Source organism: Shimia sp. FJ5 (genome assembly GCF_032918335.1).
Classification (GTDB): domain Bacteria; phylum Pseudomonadota; class Alphaproteobacteria; order Rhodobacterales; family Rhodobacteraceae; genus Shimia; species Shimia aestuarii_A.
In genome coordinates this window covers 353,142-372,561 of record NZ_JAWJUV010000004.1, presented here as the reverse complement: position 1 = coordinate 372,561, position 19,420 = coordinate 353,142, and the positions used below count along the sequence as shown (strand labels likewise).

Annotated in this window: 17 protein-coding genes, 1 tRNA gene and 1 pseudogene; 9 read left to right on the top strand and 10 right to left on the bottom strand. The window is 61.5% G+C overall.

Features of this window, described 5'->3' with window-relative positions:
• Positions 1–2: 2 nt before the first annotated feature.
• The 3 genes from nirJ to R1W01_RS14795 are packed head-to-tail and all read left to right on the top strand — an operon-like array spanning position 3 to position 3,030.
• Entirely contained in the window at positions 3–1,220 is a 1,218-nt protein-coding gene (gene nirJ, locus R1W01_RS14805; protein ID WP_297759300.1) for a heme d1 biosynthesis radical SAM protein NirJ, read from the top strand.
• Positions 1,207–2,769, top strand: coding sequence for a nitrite reductase (locus R1W01_RS14800; protein ID WP_297759297.1), 1,563 nt, complete (start codon positions 1,207–1,209; stop codon positions 2,767–2,769). The genes nirJ and R1W01_RS14800 overlap by 14 nt, the downstream gene beginning before the upstream one ends.
• A gap of 18 nt (positions 2,770–2,787) precedes the next feature.
• Positions 2,788–3,030 carry a hypothetical protein gene (locus R1W01_RS14795; protein WP_297759295.1) on the top strand — a complete coding sequence of 81 codons (243 nt, stop codon included), beginning with the start codon at positions 2,788–2,790 and terminating at the stop codon, positions 3,028–3,030.
• Between the two features lie 14 nt (positions 3,031–3,044).
• Here the strand turns inward: R1W01_RS14795 and R1W01_RS14790 are convergent, their stop codons facing one another.
• The 3 genes from R1W01_RS14790 to R1W01_RS14780 are packed head-to-tail and all read right to left on the bottom strand — an operon-like array spanning position 3,045 to position 5,611.
• Positions 3,045–3,941 (bottom strand): U32 family peptidase, encoded by an 897-nt coding sequence (locus tag R1W01_RS14790; protein WP_297759420.1) that lies wholly within the window; start codon positions 3,939–3,941, stop codon positions 3,045–3,047.
• A 15-nt stretch (positions 3,942–3,956) separates the two neighbouring features.
• A complete protein-coding gene (locus tag R1W01_RS14785; RefSeq protein WP_243613400.1) occupies positions 3,957–4,934 on the bottom strand; it encodes a peptidase U32 family protein in 978 nt (325 codons plus the stop codon).
• Positions 4,934–5,611, bottom strand: a complete 678-nt coding sequence (locus tag R1W01_RS14780) for an SCP2 domain-containing protein (protein ID WP_243613332.1) — start codon at positions 5,609–5,611, stop codon at positions 4,934–4,936. Before R1W01_RS14780 ends, R1W01_RS14785 begins: the two co-directional genes overlap by 1 nt.
• Between R1W01_RS14780 and R1W01_RS14775 the strand changes: the two genes are divergently transcribed.
• Both R1W01_RS14775 and R1W01_RS14770 read left to right on the top strand, forming a co-directional pair.
• Positions 5,602–7,098, top strand: coding sequence for a UbiD family decarboxylase (locus R1W01_RS14775; protein WP_297759291.1), 1,497 nt, complete (start codon positions 5,602–5,604; stop codon positions 7,096–7,098). The genes R1W01_RS14780 and R1W01_RS14775 overlap by 10 nt on opposite strands.
• A complete protein-coding gene (locus R1W01_RS14770) occupies positions 7,091–7,657 on the top strand; it encodes a UbiX family flavin prenyltransferase (RefSeq protein WP_317275294.1) in 567 nt (188 codons plus the stop codon). Before R1W01_RS14775 ends, R1W01_RS14770 begins: the two co-directional genes overlap by 8 nt.
• Here the strand turns inward: R1W01_RS14770 and feoB are convergent.
• The 3 genes from feoB to R1W01_RS14755 form a co-directional block, all read right to left on the bottom strand.
• Complete coding sequence (gene feoB, locus R1W01_RS14765; RefSeq protein WP_297759284.1) at positions 7,654–9,999, bottom strand: ferrous iron transport protein B; 2,346 nt, start codon at positions 9,997–9,999, stop codon at positions 7,654–7,656. The two genes, R1W01_RS14770 and feoB, sit on opposite strands and share 4 nt — an antisense overlap.
• Positions 9,996–10,289 carry a FeoA domain-containing protein gene (locus tag R1W01_RS14760; protein WP_243613328.1) on the bottom strand — a complete coding sequence of 98 codons (294 nt, stop codon included), beginning with the start codon at positions 10,287–10,289 and terminating at the stop codon, positions 9,996–9,998. Before R1W01_RS14760 ends, feoB begins: the two co-directional genes overlap by 4 nt.
• A 93-nt stretch (positions 10,290–10,382) precedes the next feature.
• A complete protein-coding gene (locus R1W01_RS14755) occupies positions 10,383–11,774 on the bottom strand; it encodes a cytochrome P450 (protein ID WP_297759280.1) in 1,392 nt (463 codons plus the stop codon).
• Positions 11,775–11,925: 151 nt separating this feature from the next.
• Here R1W01_RS14755 and R1W01_RS14750 point away from each other — a divergent pair, with 151 nt between their 5' ends.
• Genes R1W01_RS14750 through R1W01_RS14740 form a run of 3 tightly spaced genes read left to right on the top strand, consistent with a single transcriptional unit; the run spans position 11,926 to position 16,918 of the window.
• A complete protein-coding gene (locus tag R1W01_RS14750; RefSeq protein ID WP_297759277.1) occupies positions 11,926–12,540 on the top strand; it encodes a TetR/AcrR family transcriptional regulator in 615 nt (204 codons plus the stop codon).
• Positions 12,537–13,832, top strand: a complete 1,296-nt coding sequence (locus tag R1W01_RS14745; protein ID WP_297759274.1) for an efflux RND transporter periplasmic adaptor subunit — start codon at positions 12,537–12,539, stop codon at positions 13,830–13,832. Before R1W01_RS14750 ends, R1W01_RS14745 begins: the two co-directional genes overlap by 4 nt.
• The gene (locus R1W01_RS14740) at positions 13,829–16,918 is read left to right on the top strand and encodes an efflux RND transporter permease subunit (RefSeq protein WP_297759271.1); all 3,090 of its coding nucleotides are present in this window, start codon (positions 13,829–13,831) and stop codon (positions 16,916–16,918) included. Before R1W01_RS14745 ends, R1W01_RS14740 begins: the two co-directional genes overlap by 4 nt.
• A 49-nt stretch (positions 16,919–16,967) precedes the next feature.
• On the opposite strand, the gene R1W01_RS14735 is transcribed toward R1W01_RS14740, so the two are convergent.
• The 4 genes and pseudogenes from R1W01_RS14735 to R1W01_RS14720 form a co-directional block, all read right to left on the bottom strand.
• Positions 16,968–17,156: a DUF2478 domain-containing protein gene (locus R1W01_RS14735; protein ID WP_297759268.1), complete on the bottom strand. Its 189-nt coding sequence runs from the start codon at positions 17,154–17,156 to the stop codon at positions 16,968–16,970.
• Positions 17,157–17,247: 91 nt separating this feature from the next.
• A pseudogene (locus R1W01_RS14730) lies at positions 17,248–17,430 on the bottom strand (DUF2478 domain-containing protein); the annotation flags it as partial.
• A 38-nt stretch (positions 17,431–17,468) separates the two neighbouring features.
• Entirely contained in the window at positions 17,469–17,750 is a 282-nt protein-coding gene (locus R1W01_RS14725; protein WP_297759265.1) for a hypothetical protein, read from the bottom strand.
• Positions 17,751–18,210: 460 nt separating this feature from the next.
• Positions 18,211–18,300, bottom strand: a tRNA-Ser gene (locus R1W01_RS14720).
• Between the two features lie 250 nt (positions 18,301–18,550).
• Between R1W01_RS14720 and R1W01_RS14715 the strand changes: the two genes are divergently transcribed.
• Entirely contained in the window at positions 18,551–19,411 is an 861-nt protein-coding gene (locus R1W01_RS14715; protein WP_243613323.1) for an SPOR domain-containing protein, read from the top strand.
• The last annotated feature ends 9 nt before the right edge of the window (positions 19,412–19,420 follow it).

Sequence of the window (19,420 nt, the reverse complement as noted above, 5' to 3'; positions counted from 1 at the left end):
CCATGTTCCGTTTGACGCAATACATGCACGAACTGACAAACCCCACCCCGGTCCGGCATCGCGTCGCGACCGGATCGGTCAAACCGGTGGTGATCTGGAACCTGACCCGGCGCTGCAACCTGCGCTGCCGTCACTGCTACACCTCCTCCGCCGACGTCACTTTCCCCGGCGAACTCAACCGTGAGCAGGCGCTCGCGGTGGTTGATGACCTGCACGCCTTCCAGATCCCTGCCCTGATCCTTTCGGGAGGCGAACCGCTCTCGAGCCCGTTCTTTTTCGACGTGGCCGAGCGCGCGAAATCGCTGGGCTTTCGCCACCTTGCCCTCTCCTCCAACGGGACCAAGATCGTCGGCGACACCGCCCGCCGTGTCGCGGATCTCGGTTTTGACTATGTCGGTATCTCGCTGGACGGGATCGGCGACATGAACGATTGGTTCCGTGGCAAGGAAGGGGCTTTTGACGAGGCGTTGGCAGGTGTGCGCGAAGCCAAGAAACGCGGCATCAAAGTGGGGTTGCGCTTTACCATCACCGAAGACAACGCCCATATGCTTCAGGATATGCTCGACCTCTGCGATAGCGAGGGCGTGGACAAGTTCTACCTCTCGCATCTCGTCTATGCCGGGCGTGGTGACAAACACCGCGGCGACGATACAGAACGCGCCCGAACCCGGCACGCCATGGAACTACTGATCGACCGCGCCTGGGTTGCCGTGGCCGAAGATGAACCGCTTGAAATCGTGACCGGAAACAATGATGCCGATGCCGTGTATTTCATGAAATGGGTGCGTCGCAACTTCGACGAGGCCCGCGCCGACCATGTCGAGTCACATCTCAAGGCATGGGGCGGAAATTCCTCGGGCCTGGGCGTCGCCAATATCGCACCGCTCGGGACTGTCCACCCCGACACCTACTGGTCCGACTACACGATCGGCGACGTGAAATCCCGCCCATTCTCGGACATATGGACCGGGGACGACAAGATGCTCGCCACTCTGCGCCAACGCCCTCGCCCCCTTAAGGGCCGCTGCGGGGCCTGCGCTTTCAAGGACGTCTGCGGCGGCAATACCCGTATCCGCGCCCTTCAAATCACGGGCGACCCATGGGCCGAAGATCCGGCCTGCTATCTCTCGAATGCCGAGATCGGTATCGACGAGAGTGATCGCCTGAATGTGACCCCTTTCCGAGGCAAGAGCCGTGACCCTGAGCATGTCTTCTTCTAAACCGTTGCGCGCGCTGGCACTGACTCTCGCGCTGACCGCATCCTCCCTTGTCGCCAGCCCCGAGGGAGCGGGGATATACCATGATCTGTGCGCCTCCTGCCACGCTGAAACACGTCTCGGTGGCACTGGCCCCGCCCTGATCCCGGAGGCGCTCAAACGGCTGCGCGGCGCCAAACTTACCGATATCATCGCCAATGGCCGCGTCGCAACCCAGATGCCCGCCTTCGCACAGACCCTTTCCGAGGAGGAGATCGCAGCGGTCGCAGCCTATATCGCGACCCCTTTGTCCACACCACCGATCTGGACAACAAAAGAGATCGACGCCACCCGTGAAATGAACCCCGACTATGTCGCGGCGACGTCCCCATCCTTCTCCGTGGACCCGATGAACATCACGCTGGTGGTGGAGACCGGCGACCACCACGTGAGCGTGCTCGACGGCGATACCTTCGATGTGCTCGACCGCTTTCCAACACCCTTCGCCGTCCATGGCGGCCCGAAATTCAGCCCCGACGGGCGCTATGTCTTTATCATGTCCCGCGATGGCTGGGTGCAGAAATATGACATCTGGTCCCTGCAAGAGGTCGGTCGCGTCCGCGCCGGCATCAATAGCCGCAACATCGCAATGAGCGCAGACGGCAAATGGCTCGCGGTTGCAAACTACCTGCCGCATAGCATCACCATCCTGTCGACCACAGACCTCAGCGTGGCACTGCTCCGCACCGTGACCGCCCATGACGGCCGCGAAAGCCGCGTCTCAGCGGTTTACCAGGCCCCGCAACGGCAGAGTTTCATCCTCGCTCTGAAGGATGCTCCGGAGATCTGGGAAATCGCCACGGCCGAAGACGGCGGCCCTTTCTTCGACGGTTTCGTTCATAGCCACCAGAAAGACATGAAAGAATCCCTCGGCGCCGAAGAAGGCCTCTTCGCGCGGCGTCGGATCAAGGTCTCGGAACCGCTCGACGACTTCTTCTTCACCCCCGACTACCGCAATCTCATCGGTGCGAACCGCGACGGCGACAAGGGGGTCGTGGTCAATCTCGACGTCGGACGAGAGATCGCGGAATTGCCGCTTCCCGGCATGCCGCATCTCGGCTCGGGAATCAGTTGGGACAGCAACGGCCGCAAAGTCATGGCAACACCGCACCTGCGCGGAGGCCGGCTAAGCGTGATCGACACTGCAAACTGGTCCCTGATCAAAACCATCGACACAGATGGCCCTGGCTTCTTTCTGCGCAGCCATGAAAACACGCCCTATGTCTGGGCCGATGTATTCTTTGGACCGAACCGCGACAAACTGCATGTAATTGACAAGGACAGCCTGGAGATCATCCGCACGCTTGATCCTGCGCCGGGCAAGACCGTCGCCCATATCGAGTTTACCCGCGATGGGCGCCATGCCCTCGTGTCGATCTGGGAGGATGACGGGGCGGTGATCGTCTACGACGCGGAAACCCTCGAGGAAATCCGGCGGTTGCCCATGCGCAAGCCCTCCGGGAAATACAACGTCTGGAACAAGATCACCTTCTCCGACGGCACAAGCCACTAACCACGGGGAGAGCGCCGCATGAAAAACCTCTTTGGACCGACGAACCTGCGCCTTTGGCTACTGCTCTACCCGTTCACCGCGGCTGCGGTGGCCATCAACCTGTTTCTCTTGTTCCTCATGCTTCAGGTCTTTGGCGTCAGCGTGCTTGCCCCGCTTCACGCACTCCTCGCCGCGGTTCCGCTCGGGGTGCCTGCGAATAGCATGGTGGCTGCCTGGGTCACACGGTTGATCAACGAGGCCGAGGGGCGTTCACAAGGCTGACAAGGGCTGAACCGTCAGGCCGCCCCCGACCAGTCCGCACCGCACTCTCCCGTCAGGAAGCCATCGGCAAGCGCCCCGTCCGGGACCAGCGCCAGAAGCGCCTTTGCAAACGCGTCTTTATCTTCGCGCCCATCTAGCACCCGCGCATAGCCCTCGCAAATTTCACCGAAATGGCGCGATTGCGGCGAAAGCCGCAAAGCGCTCACCCCCACGTCTCGTAGGAGATCGAATTGACGCGCCATGCTCATCGTCGCATGAGACAAGGTCTGCACACCGTTGGCGACAAGGAATTTCTGCGCATCCAGCGTGTCGACATCCCGGCCGTCCGGATCCTCGCCACATACGAACTGACAGTTGTCCTTGATCCGGTCATGCAGGCGCGCATGATAGCACCGGGCTGAGATCGCCAACGGCGCGCGCCCATGCCCCCATACCTCGATTGCCACGCCGCTCTCCCGGCCAACCTCGGCAAGTCGCTGCACCGAGTCGATCGGCAACTCCGGCGGAAGGCAAATCCGCTGCGCACCCTTGTCGGCGAGCCATCGCAACGTCCCTTCATTGTAGACATTGACCAACGGCCCGACCCAGAAGCCCTGCCCGTCCGGCAGGTGCTGCAAGGCAGAGAGGTCATTGATCTCGACCGTGACGCCCGCATCAAAGAGATCAGCGGTCTGTTTGCGTTCCCGCTTCAGGGTCACGAGCGCCAGCGTCGTCAGCGCCACATCCTTGCCCGCCGCCATCATCGTCTCCACCGCTTCCGGGAAGGCGTTTGCCACGAACGGCAATCGCTTGGAGCACACCAATTCGCCAATCACCACGCGCGCAACCGGCGCCTTTGCCAGTTTTTCATAGAAGCCTCGTGTGGTCTCCAAATCCCAGAAAAACGGGTTCGCTCCAACCGTGAGGTCCATTTTCTGCTCCATGTCCTACCTCCAGACCTTGGCATAGGCGCCCGTCGTGACCGCCTGACCCTCGCTCAATGTCGCCAGGATACCGTCCGGCATCGGCTGTCCCTGCGCCTCGGCCTCGACAGCGGCCCGGAAGGCCCGCACAACCTTCTCGACATAAGACCGGCTGCGCTGTCGTCCCTCGATCTTGAGAGCCGTCACTCCCGCCTTCGCGAGCTCGGGGATCAATCTCGTCGCATCAAGGCTTGTGGGATCTTCGAACACATGCCCGGTCTGATCGCGTGAGGTGAAACACCCTTTGCAAAGGGTCGGATATGGGGCCGATTGATCTTTTGCGGTGCGATGGATCGTGAACCCACCAAGCCGCGCTACAAGGTCTCCCGACTCTTGCGAATAGGCCACATGGCTCGCCGGTGAGCAAACACCGTTCATGTTCGGCGAACGTCCAGTCGCATAGGAGGAAAGCGAACACCGCCCCTCCGCCATGACGCAAAGCCCCCCGAACACGAAAACCTCTGTCTCGACATCGATCTCGGCATTGATCGCTCGGATCTCCGCCACCGTGAGCACGCGCGGCAACACCACACGGCGCACACCAAAGCTTTCCGCATAGAAATTGATCGCATCCGGGTTGGCCGCCGCCGCCTGTACCGACAGATGCCGCCGAAGCTGCGGATGGTGCTCGGCCGTATATGCCAAGAGCCCGAGGTCGGCGAGGATCACCGCATCCGCCCCCAGCGCCGCCGCATCCGCAATCGCGCGGTGCCAGACCTCCTCGCCACCAGCACGCGGGAACGTATTGATCGCCACGAGCACCTTCGCTCCATGGCCATGTGCAAAGATGATCGCCTCGCCAAGTTCCTTGCGGCTGAAGTTCAGGCCGGGAAAGTTCCGCGCATTGGTTTCGTCGGCGAAACCGCAGTATATTGTATGCGCCCCGGCCTTCACCGCCGTGCGCAATGCCGCCGGGGTGCCGGCGGGACAGACAAGTTCCATCATGAATAGAAATCCATCGTCATCTGGTGTCGGTTGAGCGGCAACCCGGTCATTCGTTCCGCCACGCCAAAGGCACGGCGAACGAGCGCTCGCGAGGTCTCGCCAAGGCCGAGCTCTTCGACGAGATCGAGCTCGGCGTCGTCTATTGCATTGCGCAAAGCGAGCACCGCGCTGGTGTCTCCCTCTACCATTAGGTCTCGCGAAAAGAACAGCGCGTCGCCATCCCAAGTGCCATGCATCATTCCAAGGAACCCCGCGACAGGGCCCCGGATCGTCGCGTCTGCGCCCCGGATCGCGTTCCGACGCCGCGCCCGCATGGTCGGCGCGCCGTTTCCAAGATCGAGGACGAGCACGAAAGGCTGGTCCATCATATCAAGCTCGAAACATGCGCCGGCATAGTCCCCCAGGCGGCCAAACAAATCCGGATGCCGCACCGCGACCCGTCTGGCAAGTCGCGTCAGAAGGATCGACACCGGCCCCAATGGCAACGGTCGCATGGCAGTCTGGAGCGCCTTCGGTATCACTGGTAGCTCGTCACTCATGGCATCCCCTCTTTGGCTCTGCGTCGAGGAGTAGACCGTCAAATCGCCGCGATGATTGACGAAAGTCAAAAGCTCCGCCTGTTGCCACTGATAGACACGCTGCATCACCAGCCGCGGAGCCTTACATGAGGACATTGCCTGTATTTCCTGACCTGCGTTCGTTCCTTGCTTGGGCGCAGGAGGAACGTCAGGTTCTGCATATCCGCGAACCGGTGAACCTGCGGCATGAAATGGCCGCGATCCAACAGCAGATGCTGCGCGCGGATGGGCCGGTCTTGCGCTTTGACAAAGCAATGCAGGGCGCGGCAGCGTCCTCCATTCCTGTCGTCGCAAATCTATTCGGCACATCCGAGCGGGTCGCGGCGGGGCTCGGTGTAGCTCCGTCCGCGATCTCGGATCTTGGGGCATTTCTCGCCGAATTGCGTGCCCCCGCTCCGATACGGGGCCTCAAGGACGCCATGTCACGCTGGCCGACTTTGCGCACCGCGCTGACGACCCGCCCCAACATCATGAAACGCCCGCCAGTGCAGCAGATCGAGGCCGCCCCGGACCTGGGAGCCCTACCAATTCAAACGCCTTGGCCTGAAGACGCGGGCCCTCTCATCACATGGCCGGTCGTCATCACCCGACCGCATGGCTCTGATCCGGCTCAGGCCGCCGACTACAACCTCGGCGTCTATCGTGCGCAAGTGCTCGGCCCCGACAGGCTCATCCTGCGCTGGCTCGCCCATCGTGGCGGGGCGGCCCATGCGCGGACATGGCACATGCGCGATGAACCAATGCCCGTGGCAATCGCGCTCGGCGCCGACCCTGCCACGCTCCTGTCCGCGGCCCTCCCCCTTCCGGAACAGATCTCCGAAATGGCCTTCAGTGGAGTCCTGCGCGGCGCACGAAGCGAACTGGCCCATGCCAAGACCGTGCCGCTTCTCGTCCCGGCCCGCGCCGAGATCGTGATCGAAGGCTGGGTTCATCCGGGCGACACGGCACCCGAAGGCCCTTTCGGGGACCACACGGGCTACTACAACGCGGTCGAGCCCTTCCCCGTGATGCGGGTCTCGACGATCACACATCGCAAGGACCCGCTCTATCTCACGACGATGACCGGTCGCCCCCCTGACGAACCCTCGGTCATTGGCGAAGTGTTCAATACCCTCGCCCTGCCCGTCATTCGCGCCCAGATTCCCGAAATTCGCGATCTCTGGCTGCCGCCTGCCGCCTGCTCCTATCGCATGGCCGTGATCTCCATCAACAAACGTTACGCCGGTCAGGCTCGGCGCGTCATGATGGCGCTTTGGGGGATGCTGGCGCAGTTCAGCTATACCAAGACGATCATCGTCGTGGATGACGATATCGACGTGCGCTCATGGGATGACATCGCCTGGGCCATGGCGACACGCATGGACCCCGCCCGCGATGTCATGGTGCTCAAGGATACGCCGATGGACTATCTTGATTTCGCTTCTGCTAAAGAGGGTCTTTGCGGGAAACTCGGCATCGACGCCACCAACAAGATCGGCAGTGAGACCCGCCGCAGCTGGGGCGAAGTGATGACCCATGATCCGGCCCATCTCGATCGCGCCGACGCCCTCGTCTCGGAATGGCAAAGGGATCAGTATGGATAAGCCAAATGTCGTCCTTGGCCTAGCCGGCGCATCCGGCGCTCTGCTCGGTCTGGAGGTTGCCCGCCACCTGTCGCGCCTTGAGATCGCGTTTGACCTCACCGTCTCGACCATGGCCGAACGCACCCTCGCGCTCGAAGTCGGGCCGAACGCCCATGACGAGTTGCAGAACCTCGCGGAGAGGACGCATCCAATTGCCGATCTCGGTGCCAGGATCGCTTCCGGCTCGTCGCCCTTTGCGGGCATGATCGTGGCCCCCTGCTCAATGCGCAGCCTGGCCGCCATTGCCACAGGTCTGGACGACACGCTCCTCACCCGCGCCGCCTCGGTTCAACTGAAGGAACGCCGCCCGCTGGTTCTTCTGGCGCGCGAAACCCCCCTCACGCTTGCCCATCTGCGTAACATGACATCCGCTACAGAGATGGGAGCGACGATCCTCCCGCCCGTCCCGGCCTTCTACCTGTGCCCAGAAACCACCGGAGAGATCGCCCGGCAGATCGCGGCGCGCGCCGTCGACCTTCTACAGCTTCGCCCGATGTCGGCGCAGGCATGGCAAGGCTAGGCACGCTCCGGCGCGGCATGCCCGACTGAAGACCGCACCAGCACCACCACACCTGCAAGGAGCCCCACGAAAATGGCGATAGCCACGGACGAACTTTGTGGGTGCTGGGAAAAAGTCCCGACCTGGTAGGCCATCACCGCACCGCCATAGGCCAGAAGCGTGGACCATAGCGCCGAGATGCTCGCCCAAAGCCCGCCAATCTCTCGCCAGATCGTCGATAGCGCCGCCACACAAGGCACGTAGAGCAGGATGAGCACCATATATGCGAACGCCCCTGCCGCCCCATCGAACCGCCCGCGAAGCTCGGTGAAAAGGGAGGCCTCGACCTCTTGCGCGTTGGCTGCTTCCGCAAAGCTCTCGATCGGTCCGAGATCAAGCCCCAGAGGGTCCGCCAGCGTGGCTATTAGCCCCGCACCCGCACCTGCCAGATCGCGCATAGCGCCCTGCGCCGTCGAGACTGGGTCGGGCGCCTCTCGAGCACTCTCACCTTCTGACACATAAAGCGCCTGGAGCGTGCCGACGACGGTTTCCTTTGCAAAGATCCCCGTCACGAGTCCAACCGCCGCCGGCCAGTTCTCCTGCTCAATACCCATCGGCCCGAGCACCGGCGTCACGACCCGCGCCGATAGTGCCAGGATTGAGCGGCCATTGCCCTCGTTGCCGATGGAACCGTCCGGCGCGAAGGAATTGAGCAAGGAGAGCAAGGTCACGACAATCGCAATCGTCCTGCCCGCCTCGCTCAGAAATTGCTTGAGTCTCACCCAGCAAAGTCGAAGCCCCTGCCCGATGGCCGGCGCCTGATAGACCGGAAGCTCGATGGCAAGCGGTCTCGGCGAGACCGGCAACAAGCGCGGCGCAAGGATCCATCCCGTGAACAATGCCACCGCGACACCAAGCAGGTAGAGCACAAAGACAATGTTCTGTCCCGATGTCGGGAAGAACGCCGCCGCGAAGAGCGCATAGACCGGGAGCCGCGCTCCGCAGGACATGAACGGCGCCATGAGCGCGGTCATGATCCGTTCGGACCGGGTATCAAGCGCCCGCGTCGCAAGGATGGCTGGGATCGTGCAACCAAACCCGAGGATCAAAGGCAGGAATGCACGCCCCGAAAGGCCAAGCCACCGCATCATCCGATCCGCGACTACTGCGGCGCGGGTCATGTATCCGCTTTCCTCAAGCAGGATTTGGCAGAAGAACAGGAACCCCACGACGGGCGCAAAAGTCGCCACCGTCTGTAGCCCCGTGCCCACTGCACCAAGGGCAACCGACAGGAAACCGCCCTCTATCCCGAGGCGAAACAGCAATAGCGCGGGCGCATCGACAAATGCTGCCTGCGCAAGGCCGTCAAACAGGTCGATGAACACCGCTGCAAGGTTGATGGAGACGAAGAACACAAGGTACATCACCGTCAGGAAAACAAGCATGCCCCAGCGCTGAGACAAAGCGATCCGGTCAATCCGGTCCGACCAGAACCGACGCCCCACGGGCGGCGGCATATCGAGCGTTGCCACAAGCGCCCCAGCCCGCGCCAAGGGCGCCTCCACAAGCGCCGCGTCCAAAACAAGCCCATCCCGCTTCTCTGCCGCATCACACAACCTGTCCCGCAGCGCGCGCAAGTCCGGCGTCGCGAGGTCCGAGGCCAGCTTGTCCCGTTCGAGCAAACGCCGCGCCGCGGCACTTGGGTTCACCGACAGCAAGCTGTCCCCTCCCTCAAGTGCTCGCACCAGCGCCGCGCTCTCTTCTACGGCGCCTTCCGGGGTGCCTGAAACCTGTGGCGGAAAAAGGAGCAGCATCTCCAGCGCTTTGCGTATTTCGACCATGTCGCCCTGACGGCGTGAGGACACGGTAAGAACCTGGATGCCAAGCGACCGCTCAAGCCTATGTCGCGCCGCTTCTATCACCGCCGGATCCCAGTAGTCCGCCTTGGTCAGCACCGCGAGGACCGGAAGTCCGCAATCCATCGCCTGCAAGAGCATAGACAGCCCGCGATGCGGCGCCGACAGGTCGACAGCCACGAGGATGAGATCGCATTTCGTGGTCAGGATTGCCTCGCGCGTGACCCGCTCATCCATGCGCTCCGCCGAAGGTGACGAAAGGCTTGAAACCCCGGGCAGGTCGACGATCTCCGCATCCACTGTTCCAAGGCGCACGCATCCGGCCTTGCGATCCACCGTTACACCGGGCCAGTTCCCGATGGTTTGGTTGGAAAAGGTAAGACGATTGAACAGGGTGGACTTCCCGGAATTCGGCGGACCGAGAAGATAGACCCGACGCACCTCCGCCCCCGGCAAGGCGACCCCGCAGGCTCCTGCCTCCTTAAGGGCACATGAGCCGCAACTCATGAGCGAGTTGCCCCGCAGCTTGGGCAGCTACGCAAAGAGATCGTACGTGCGAGATCCGCACCGACAGCGGCCCGGATCTGTCCACACGCCAAGACACAATGGCGCTTGTCGCAGACCGATACGACCTGCACTTCCTGATCCGGCGCCAAACCTGCCGCCAAGAGCTCAAGCCTGCTTTCGAGCGTATCGCCAAGCGAGTGGATCAAACACCGCATGCCGACGCGCGCCGCGACGAGCGGAAAGACATCTTCGACCGGACCGGCCTCAAGGTTGGGAGAAATTTCCGACATGGGGGACTCCTGATTCCCTCACACCATAATGCCGATTGTTTTTATCGGAATTGACAGAAGTCAAACGCGACCATCCCTTTCCGCAACGAACCGTCAGTCGCCGCGTGGCCGGAATCGGAGCCAAATCCCATCCCGACCCCGCACCGTGAGCTGTGCAACGGGGACGGGCTCCCGTCCCTCGACGAGTTCGACACGGTAGCGTTGCAAGATCATCGACAGGATCAACTGCCCCTCCATCATCGCGAAAGCCGATCCCGGACAAACGCGCGGCCCCTCCGAGAAAGGCAGATAGGCTTGTCGCGCGCTGGCCCTGCCCTCTTGGCTGTCCCAGCGGGTGGGATCGAAACTGTCTGGCCTATCCCAGAGCCGCTCATGCCGATGCAGGTGCCACGGGCTTATGATCACCTGCGCACCCCTTGGAACCTTTCGCCCCCGAAAGACCTCTTCCTGCGCCGCTTCCCGAAGGTACATCGGCACCGGCGGATAGAGACGCAACGCCTCCCGGAAAACCGCCCGCGACAGGCGCAACTTGCTCCCTGCCGAGAAATAGATCTTCTCAGGATCAATCGTGGCTTCCGCCTCCTGCGCCACCTTTTCCTGCCACTCCGGGAAAAGCGCCATCAAGTAAAGCGCCCACCCCAGTGCCGCAGCCGAGGTCTCGTGGCCCGCCAACAGGAAAATACCAACCTGATCGACCATCTCCTGCGCCGTAAAAACCCGCCCATCTTCCGCGTCAGGTGTCGTCATGATCCGCGTCGCGAGATCATCCGGCGCGCGGCCCTCTGCGATCTCCTGCGCCCGCGTCGCGACAAGCGCCTCGACCAAGGCTCGGATCTGTTTGGCCGTGCGGCGCGCCTTGCGCCCCCGCCAGCGCGGAAACCAGGCCGGCAAGGGCAAGAGCGAGCCGCTATTGAGAAGCGGCCGCGCGGCCTGATGCGCCCGGAACGCCCTAAAAACTGATTGGGCGGTGTCGTTCTCGACCGGGATTGAAAACATGGCCCGAAAGATCACGTCGAGCGCGACATGCGAGGTGACCGTCTCGACATCGACAGGCCGACCATCCGCGACCGGCCCAAGCCGCTCGACCGCGGCGGCGGCCGCATCCCACATGACCGGGAACACCTCTCGCACCCGGCCACTTTCGAACGCGGGATCTATGATCCGCCGCTGCCGTTCCCATTCCTTGCCATTCGTGATGAAGACGGAATGCCCAAGAAGCGGGACGAGGCCCTCAAAGAGCCGGTTGGACTTTGGAAAATCCTCCGATCGCCGCGACAGGACAAGATCAACAAGCTCGGGATCATTGCACAGGAAAGACGTAAAGAACGGCGTGCGAAACTCCGCCATCCAAGCGCGATAGAGCCGCGCCGGCTGCGCCGACAGGATATCCTGCCGAAACCTCCAAAGATAGGAAAGTAGTGAAACCCGCTCGGGACGTGAGGCGGGTTTCACTGGCTCGGGTCTAGGATTATGCGGACAACTCATGAAGGCCTCAGTTCCACCTTTCCAGTCTCGTAGAGGCCCTCACCGCCCACATATGAACTTACGCTAACCGAGTCGCGCCGCCCTCAACTTGACTTTCGTCAATGGACCATGTGATGCAATAAGTTAGTGATTACTCACTAATGGAGAACCTATGCCGGGACATCGAAAATCCGCCGCTGATCGCAAACGCGAGATAGTGGACACCACACTTCATCTTCTGGCAAACTTGCCGGTGGAGACTTTGACGACCGAACGGATTGCCAAAGAAGTCAGGGTCTCGCAAGCAGCGATTTTCCGTCATTTCCCGACCAAGAACGCCCTTTGGCTCGCGGTTCTGGAGACTGTCGAGGCCCGTGCGGAAAAGGAGTGGGAAACCGCCCTAGCAACGGGGCTTAAGCCACTGGACCGGCTGCAGAGCGTCCTTGAAGCCCAGCTTGGGTTGATCGCCGTCACACCGGCAGTTCCAAAGCTGATCTTTGGCGCAGGTCACCTAGCCACAGAGTCCGAAATTCGACAGGTTCCGCTGCGGATCATGGCACGGCTGCGCGCCATATTGCTGCATGAAATGGAAGTCGCACTCTCCCGTGGCGACCTGCGCGTCTCCATACCCGCCACGGATCTCGCCGATCTCCTTCTTGGCCTGGTGCAAGGCACCGTGCTGCGCTGGCAGCTTTCAGGCCGTGAATTCGACCTCAGCGCAGAAGGGCGGCGGCTCGTTGCATGCCAAATCCGCCTTCTGGCAACAGAGGAATACGAGAAAACATGAAACGCATTTTCTATGTCCTGGCCCCCGCTCTTCTTGCCGTTGCGGCAACGGTCTGGCTTGTCTCCAATGCCGAACCACCCGCGCGCACCCCGCAACCAGAACGCGTTGTCCCGGCGCGCACGATGGTGGTGACCCTCAGAGAAATGCACCTGACCGTTTCCGGCTACGGCTCGGTCCGTCCGGCATGGAGCTGGCAAGCCACGACTGAAGTCGGTGGCACGATAACCTATCGTCATCCAAATCTGGAAACGGGCAAGATCATTCCGGCTGGCACGAAGGTGCTGGAAATCGACACGACCCCATATCTTTTCGCCAAACGTCAGGTCGAAGCGGACCTTGCCACGCTAACCGTAGATCGCGACCAGATCGAACTCGACCGCAGCCAAACATCCGCGATCCTCGACATCGAACGTCAACGGCTTGCCCTCGCCAAGCGCGACTTGGAACGCGTGCGCGTACTCCTCGAAACCGGCGCCGCACCGCAAAGCCGCGTTGATGACCTTGAGCGCGCAACCCTGCAAATGCAGCGCGCTGTTCGGGAACTCGAGAACGCCCTCGCACTCCTACCAACGAAAGCGGCCCGCATAGACGCGCAGATCGCGCGCCAGCGCATCGCTCTAGAACAGGCGGAACGCGACCTATCCCTCACGCGCATCGTCACCCCCCGGAACATCCGCGTCGGCGCGGTCCACGTGGAGAAGCACCAGTTCATTCAGCCGGGCAAACTCCTCGTCACGGGCGATAGCGTCGACCGCATCGAGGTCACGGCGCAAATGCCCATGGCGTCTTTCGCGCGTCTTTTGGGCTCGATCTCCCCCACGATCGACCTCATGGAGGGAGGCCAGGCCGCAGTCCTGCAAAGACTGGAAGCCGAACTCCGCCTCGTAGCAGCCCCCGAGCATGTCTGGAAGGGAACGGTCCTGCGCATAGAGAATGCGCTCGATCCTGCAACTCGCGCGGTTCCCGTCGTTGTTGCTGTCGATCACCCTTATGAAGGTGCCGCCCCGCCGCGCCGTTTGCCGCTCGTGCCGAACATGTATGTCGAGGCCACACTCTCCTCTCCCAAATCCTCGCGCCACATCGCCATTCCGTCCAAGGCAATACATGAAGGGATCGTCTACCTGCGGAATGCGGAGGGGCGATTGGAACTGCGCGCAGTCAGCCGCGCCTGGCAACAAGGAGACCTTGTCGTGATCGACGAGGGCCTTTCACCCGGTGACGAAATAATCCTCGACGACATCCTTCTTGCTATCCCCGAAACACGAATACTGCCGACGGAACTGAGCCAATGATCTCATGGTTCACGCGTCACCCGACCGCATCCAACCTGCTCCTTGTGCTCCTGACAGCGATTGGAATTGCCTCCGCACCAGCTCTCAAACGCGAGACATTCCCCGATTTTCGCCCCACCGAAGCGGAAATCTCTGTGATCTATCGTGGCGCATCCGCGTCGGAGGTCGAAAACACCATCTGCCGCCGCATCTGGGATGCTGTCGAAGCAGTGGAAGACCTAGAGGAACTGTCATGCCGCGCGCAGGACAACAATGCCCGCGCCGTGGCAACAATGCGAGAAGCCGGCACGCCCGACCGCTTCATCAACGACTTGCGCACTGAAGTATCCGCCATCGACGACTTTCCCGAAGAGAGCGAGCCCCCGACCGTCCGCCATCTTCACAGGACAGACACCGTCACCACCGTCGCGATCGCTGGTGATCTGCCTCTTTCTGCTCTGGACAGGTATGCCAATCACTTGGAAGCGCGCCTGTCCGCGCTCCCGAATGTCGCGACAATCGCCATATCCGGCCTCGGGGAACGCCAGTTCGAGATAACGGTTCCCCGCGCTCTCCTCGAACAACACGGACTCTCCGCCGCAGACCTACGCGCACGGGTTAAGGCGCAGAGCCTCGACCTTCCACTTGGAACGATAGAAACGCCCGGTTTGGACATCGGCCTGCGCTTGAAAGACGAGCGAAGCACCACCACCTCTCTCGCAGAAATCGTGATCATCTCGAAACCCAATGGTGCAGAACTGCGCCTTGGCGACATCGCCCAGATCAGCGAGCGCTACAGCCCGGAGGAAGAACAGGCTTTCTATGACGGCCAACGCGCGATTTTCCTTCACATTAACAAGAACCTCGGTGCGGATGCCCTTCGGGTCTTCGATGCCGTCCAGGAACTTGTCCGCGTGGAGGCCCAGACACTTCCCCCGTCCCTGACACTCACAATCGTTCAGGACATGACAACGATCATCCGTGAACGCCTTGCCATGTTGGTCAAGAATGGCGTGATCGGGATCGTGCTCGTTATCGCGGTGATGAGCCTCTTCTTCCACCCTGCCTATGCCATCTGGGCGGCGCTTGGCCTGCCCGTCGCCTTCCTGGGGGCCTTCGCCGTCATGGCCATGACCGGGCTCTCGCTCAACATGATAACGCTCGTGGCCCTTCTGATGGCCATAGGGATTGTCATGGATGACTCCATTGTCATCTCGGATGCCATCGCCGAAGAACCCCGAACCGCGGGGACTGCCATGACGCGCGCGATCAGAGGCACTCAGAAGGTTCTGCCCGGTGTGCTGTCCTCATTCCTGACGACCGTCGCCGTGTTTGCGCCGCTCTCGTTCCTGGCTGGCGACCTCGGCGCCGTGCTGGAAGTTCTACCGATCGTGCTGATTGCTGCGCTCGCTGCGAGCCTGATCGAAGCCTTCTTCGTCCTGCCGCATCACCTTGCACATGGGCTGAACGCCGCCGCCAAACCCTCCTCCCGGTTCCGCGCCACCTTTGAACACGGCTTCAACACCCTGCGCAATCGCGGCCTCGGAACGCTGGTCGATGCCGCGATTGCCAAACGCTACCTTGTCATGGGACTGACAATGTCCGCCGTGCTTCTGACTGTGGGTCTCATGCGCGGGGGCTATGTGCAACGCGAAGCCCTGCCCGATATTGACGGCGACGTCCTCGAGGCGCGCATTCTCATGCCGCAGGGCACGCCTCTTTCAGAGACGCGCATCGTCGTTGATCACGTCACGCGCGCCCTGAAAACGGTCAACCGCGACCTGGCCAAGGACCAGCCAGATCGCCAGCCGCTCGTCCAATCGACACAGATCCTCTACAACCGCAACATCAGCGCTGGGGAAAAGGGCCCGCATGTCGCGACAATCTCAGTTGACCTGCTTGATGCCGAAACCCGAAACACGCCCCTTGATGCGCTCATCTCGGCTTGGCACGCGAAAATCGGGGCAGTCCCCGGAGCGCTTGCCATCACGATCGCCGAGCCGGGCTTCGGCCCCCAGGGCCGCGCCCTGGAAATCCGCCTCGCCGGGGATGATCTTTCAGAGCTTGAAGCCGCCGCCAACCACCTGTTGCAGGAGATGACCTCCTACGCCGGGGTCTACAACGCCCTCCACGATCTGCGCCGGGGGCGCCCCGAACGCAAGATCACACTGGCGGAAGGGGCGACGAACCTCGGCTTGACCTCGCAGGAAATCGCCTCCCAGATTTCCACGGCCTTCCTCGGCACCGTCATCGACACGGTGCAGACCGGTGATATCTCTCACGAGATCGAACTCCGCCAAAGCGACCCGGACCGCGACTCCCTTGAGGACCTGTCGAATTTCGGAATACGCCTGCCCGATGGTCGCCATGCCGCGCTCTCGACACTCGCCCATATCGAGGAAAGCCGCAGCTGGGCCAGCATAACCCATGTTGATGGCCAACGCACCTTGACGCTTGCCGCGGATGTGGATGGACGCATCGGCAATGCCGACGCCATCGTCTCGGCCCTGAGCGAAACGGCCCTGCCCCGCCTTGCCGCCGACTTTCCCGGTGTGACCTTCGAAATCGGTGGTCAGAACGCCAATTCCGCTGAGACCGTTGGCTCAATCCTGCGCGGTTTCCTGATCGGCCTCGTCGGTATCTACATTGTCCTGTCGTTTCAGTTCCGAAGCTATATCGAGCCCGTCATCGTCATGTTTACAATCCCGCTCGCGCTGATCGGCGTCGTCCTCGGCCATCTCATCATGGGATACAATATCTCCATGCCATCCATCATGGGGGCTGCGTCGCTCGCGGGGATCGTCGTTAACAACGCGATCCTGCTTATCCAGGTCATTCAGAGACATGTGCAAGAGGGCGTACGCACAACCGAAGCCGCCGGACGGGCCAGCCGCGAACGCTTTCGCCCCATCGTGGTCTCCCTGTCGACAACCCTGATGGGCATGGTGCCATTGCTCCTTGAAACAAGTACCCAGGCGCAGACCGTCAAACCTCTCGTGATCTCGGTTGTCTTCGGCCTTTTCTCGGCAACCGTTCTGGTTCTGCTGGTGCTGCCCGCGTTCTACGCGATCCTTGATGACCTCGGCCTGTCGCGCAAATCGGACTGAGAAACTTTCAGGCGGTCTTGTCGAGTTCTAGCCCGATCGCTGTCTCGGCTCATTGCGTGAGAGCCTCCAGTGTCGGCGGACACTCGGTCGGCAACCCGGCCGCAAAGGTCTCGAAAGCAGCCTTGTTAAGTGCATTCAACCCGACCAGAACCGGAATGCCCTCTGCAACAGCACCGGCAAGGACCTCGCGGAATCCCCGGCCCTCGGCCTCTTGCTTGCCAAACTTGTTGAGGATCACGAGATCCGCAACAACGCTCAGAGAGCGCCTCCACTTCGGCCACGGACATCTCAAGGACCTCCGGATCAAGCCGGCATCCCCGAGATCCCGCGTCCAGGTCCTGCGAGATCCGGTAGACCGCACGATCGGGTAACACCTGAAGATCCATGTCACAGGCGTGATCCGGGCTGCGCTCCGTATTGACCTGGACGATCCCAGGGACACGATACCCTCGGGCGATCATCCGCCTGGCGAAACTGTCCAGAAGGAAATCCACACCGCCGCGACCGGCCATCATCACAGTTGAAATGGGTTGCATGCTGTCTCAGCCTTTCATTGGTCGTCAAAGGGAAGGAATTCGAAGAGCGCGCCTTTCGGCATGGCTTCCGCATCGGCAGGGACCAGCAAAAGACCGTCCGCCTGCGCCAGCGGCAGAATCCGCCCCGACTGTGTTCTCTTTGCGGGCGACACAAGCGTGCGCCCTTCGGTGTCAAACCCGTCAAGCCGTGCGGGCCTCAATTCACACCGGCCCGGCTTGTGCTTGATCGCGACGGTCGAGGAGACAATCGCTTTGCCTGCGCCACGTGTGACGCCCTGCAACGCAGTCGCGAACACCCAGCCCCTGCAGTTCCTTCAGCCACGTCAGGAAGACCTCCTGAAATGCATCTGGTCTTGGGAACCAGGTGGCACGGAAGGCTTCTGACGCCCCCTCGACGCTTGTCTTTTAGAGGTCTGCGCGGACCTCGGCGCCTGCGCTGTACGCGGCGGATTCCCGACAAGGAAAAGATCACGTATCGCTTGTGTAGTCTTGGGTGCTTTGGACATGCCAAAACCCTCCTTTGGAATGAGGGTTTCACGACACGTCTTGCATCTAGAAACGTATGCTACTGATGGTCGGAATCAGGCCTGTTGCCACGATGCGACTGATCCAAACGGATCAGGACCCAATGAACCTTGTCGTTACTGTTCAGTCAATAGTGAAGCTCACAACAGCCAAATCGTGTGGGGCTGAATGTGGGGCCAAACAATAACGCCATACGAAAATAAATAAATATCAACAACATAAACAAAAAAGTGGCGGAGGAGGTGGGATTCGAACCCACGGTGGGCGTTAACCCACGTCGGTTTTCAAGACCGGTGCATTCAACCACTCTGCCACTCCTCCGGTTCATCTTCCCTAAGGCCAGCCGTTTGATTCTGAAAGCCCCCTTGCGCACTGAACTAGTGGGAAATTCCGCCGACGCTGATGCGCAGACTTTTCTTGACCTGCCCTTGCAGCTACACTGCGGTCAACGTGCGGCGCAGGCAGGCCGTGCTATTCAAAGACCAAGATCAGTCCCGGGCAAGAGAGGCGGCGCAAGACACGCCCCAAAGACCCGGCAAGACAGGACCCGAGACGAGGCAAAGGGCATCGCATGACACGCATGACACTCCCGGATTTATCACCGGCGCGCAGGCTTGGCCTCGCTCTGATCACAGCCGCCGCCGTTGCGGGGTGTCAGGACGGCCAGAGCTTCTCCGAAATGTTCAAATCCGGCCCGAAACAAGAACAGACCGATAGTCGCACGACGAAACTTGTCGAACGCGATGTCGAAGCGCCCGAGGTTTTCTCGGCCACGGAGGCCGGTCTTTGGGACGGGCGGCCAAGCCTTGGCGGCATCTGGGCGGCGCATCCTGATGTGGCGGACCCCGATCGCGTCATCATCCGCAACCAGAGCAACGGCAAGTTCGTCATCGGAGCACTGTATCGCCGTGAACGCGAGATTCCCGGCCCGCGGATTCAGATCTCCGCCGATGCTGCCGCCGCGCTTGGCATGCTCGCCGGACAGCCGGCGGAACTGAACGTCACCGCCCTACGCCGGGAAGAAGTGGCCGAAGATATTCCCGCCGCAACCGACGCGATGGCGGCAGAAGAAGTCGACACCGAGGCGCTTGATCCCGTCGCCGCGGCAACCGCCGCACTAGACGACACCGACACGGCCGTTGCTCCTCCGGCGCAGACCGTTACTTCAGAATCCGCGCCCGCACCGTCCGCCTCGTCGCTCTCCAAACCCTATATCCAGATCGGGATCTTCTCGGTGCGCGACAATGCCGACAACGCGGCAGGCACGATGCGCAACAACGGAATGGTGCCGCTGGTCAAGAAGATGACCAGCAAGGACAAGACCTTCTGGCGTGTCGTCGTTGGTCCGGCCACGAACGCCGCCGAACGCAAGACCCTTCTCAACAAGATTCACGGCACCGGCTTCACCGACGCCTATGCCGTCTCGAACTAGGCCAGCCCC

What these genes read in the sequence shown, in the direction of transcription:
- nirJ (WP_297759300.1), top strand. Translation starts at nt 3, where the DNA reads ATGTTCCGTTTGACGCAATACATGCACGAACTGACAAACCCCACCCCG.
- R1W01_RS14800 (WP_297759297.1), top strand. Translation starts at nt 1,207, where the DNA reads ATGTCTTCTTCTAAACCGTTGCGCGCGCTGGCACTGACTCTCGCGCTG.
- R1W01_RS14795 (WP_297759295.1), top strand. Translation starts at nt 2,788, where the DNA reads ATGAAAAACCTCTTTGGACCGACGAACCTGCGCCTTTGGCTACTGCTC.
- R1W01_RS14790 (WP_297759420.1), bottom strand. Translation starts at nt 3,941, where the DNA reads ATGGACCTCACGGTTGGAGCGAACCCGTTTTTCTGGGATTTGGAGACC.
- R1W01_RS14785 (WP_243613400.1), bottom strand. Translation starts at nt 4,934, where the DNA reads ATGGAACTTGTCTGTCCCGCCGGCACCCCGGCGGCATTGCGCACGGCG.
- R1W01_RS14775 (WP_297759291.1), top strand. Translation starts at nt 5,602, where the DNA reads ATGAGGACATTGCCTGTATTTCCTGACCTGCGTTCGTTCCTTGCTTGG.
- R1W01_RS14780 (WP_243613332.1), bottom strand. Translation starts at nt 5,611, where the DNA reads ATGTCCTCATGTAAGGCTCCGCGGCTGGTGATGCAGCGTGTCTATCAG.
- R1W01_RS14770 (WP_317275294.1), top strand. Translation starts at nt 7,091, where the DNA reads ATGGATAAGCCAAATGTCGTCCTTGGCCTAGCCGGCGCATCCGGCGCT.
- feoB (WP_297759284.1), bottom strand. Translation starts at nt 9,999, where the DNA reads ATGAGTTGCGGCTCATGTGCCCTTAAGGAGGCAGGAGCCTGCGGGGTC.
- R1W01_RS14760 (WP_243613328.1), bottom strand. Translation starts at nt 10,289, where the DNA reads ATGTCGGAAATTTCTCCCAACCTTGAGGCCGGTCCGGTCGAAGATGTC.
- R1W01_RS14755 (WP_297759280.1), bottom strand. Translation starts at nt 11,774, where the DNA reads ATGAGTTGTCCGCATAATCCTAGACCCGAGCCAGTGAAACCCGCCTCA.
- R1W01_RS14750 (WP_297759277.1), top strand. Translation starts at nt 11,926, where the DNA reads ATGCCGGGACATCGAAAATCCGCCGCTGATCGCAAACGCGAGATAGTG.
- R1W01_RS14745 (WP_297759274.1), top strand. Translation starts at nt 12,537, where the DNA reads ATGAAACGCATTTTCTATGTCCTGGCCCCCGCTCTTCTTGCCGTTGCG.
- R1W01_RS14740 (WP_297759271.1), top strand. Translation starts at nt 13,829, where the DNA reads ATGATCTCATGGTTCACGCGTCACCCGACCGCATCCAACCTGCTCCTT.
- R1W01_RS14715 (WP_243613323.1), top strand. Translation starts at nt 18,551, where the DNA reads ATGACACGCATGACACTCCCGGATTTATCACCGGCGCGCAGGCTTGGC.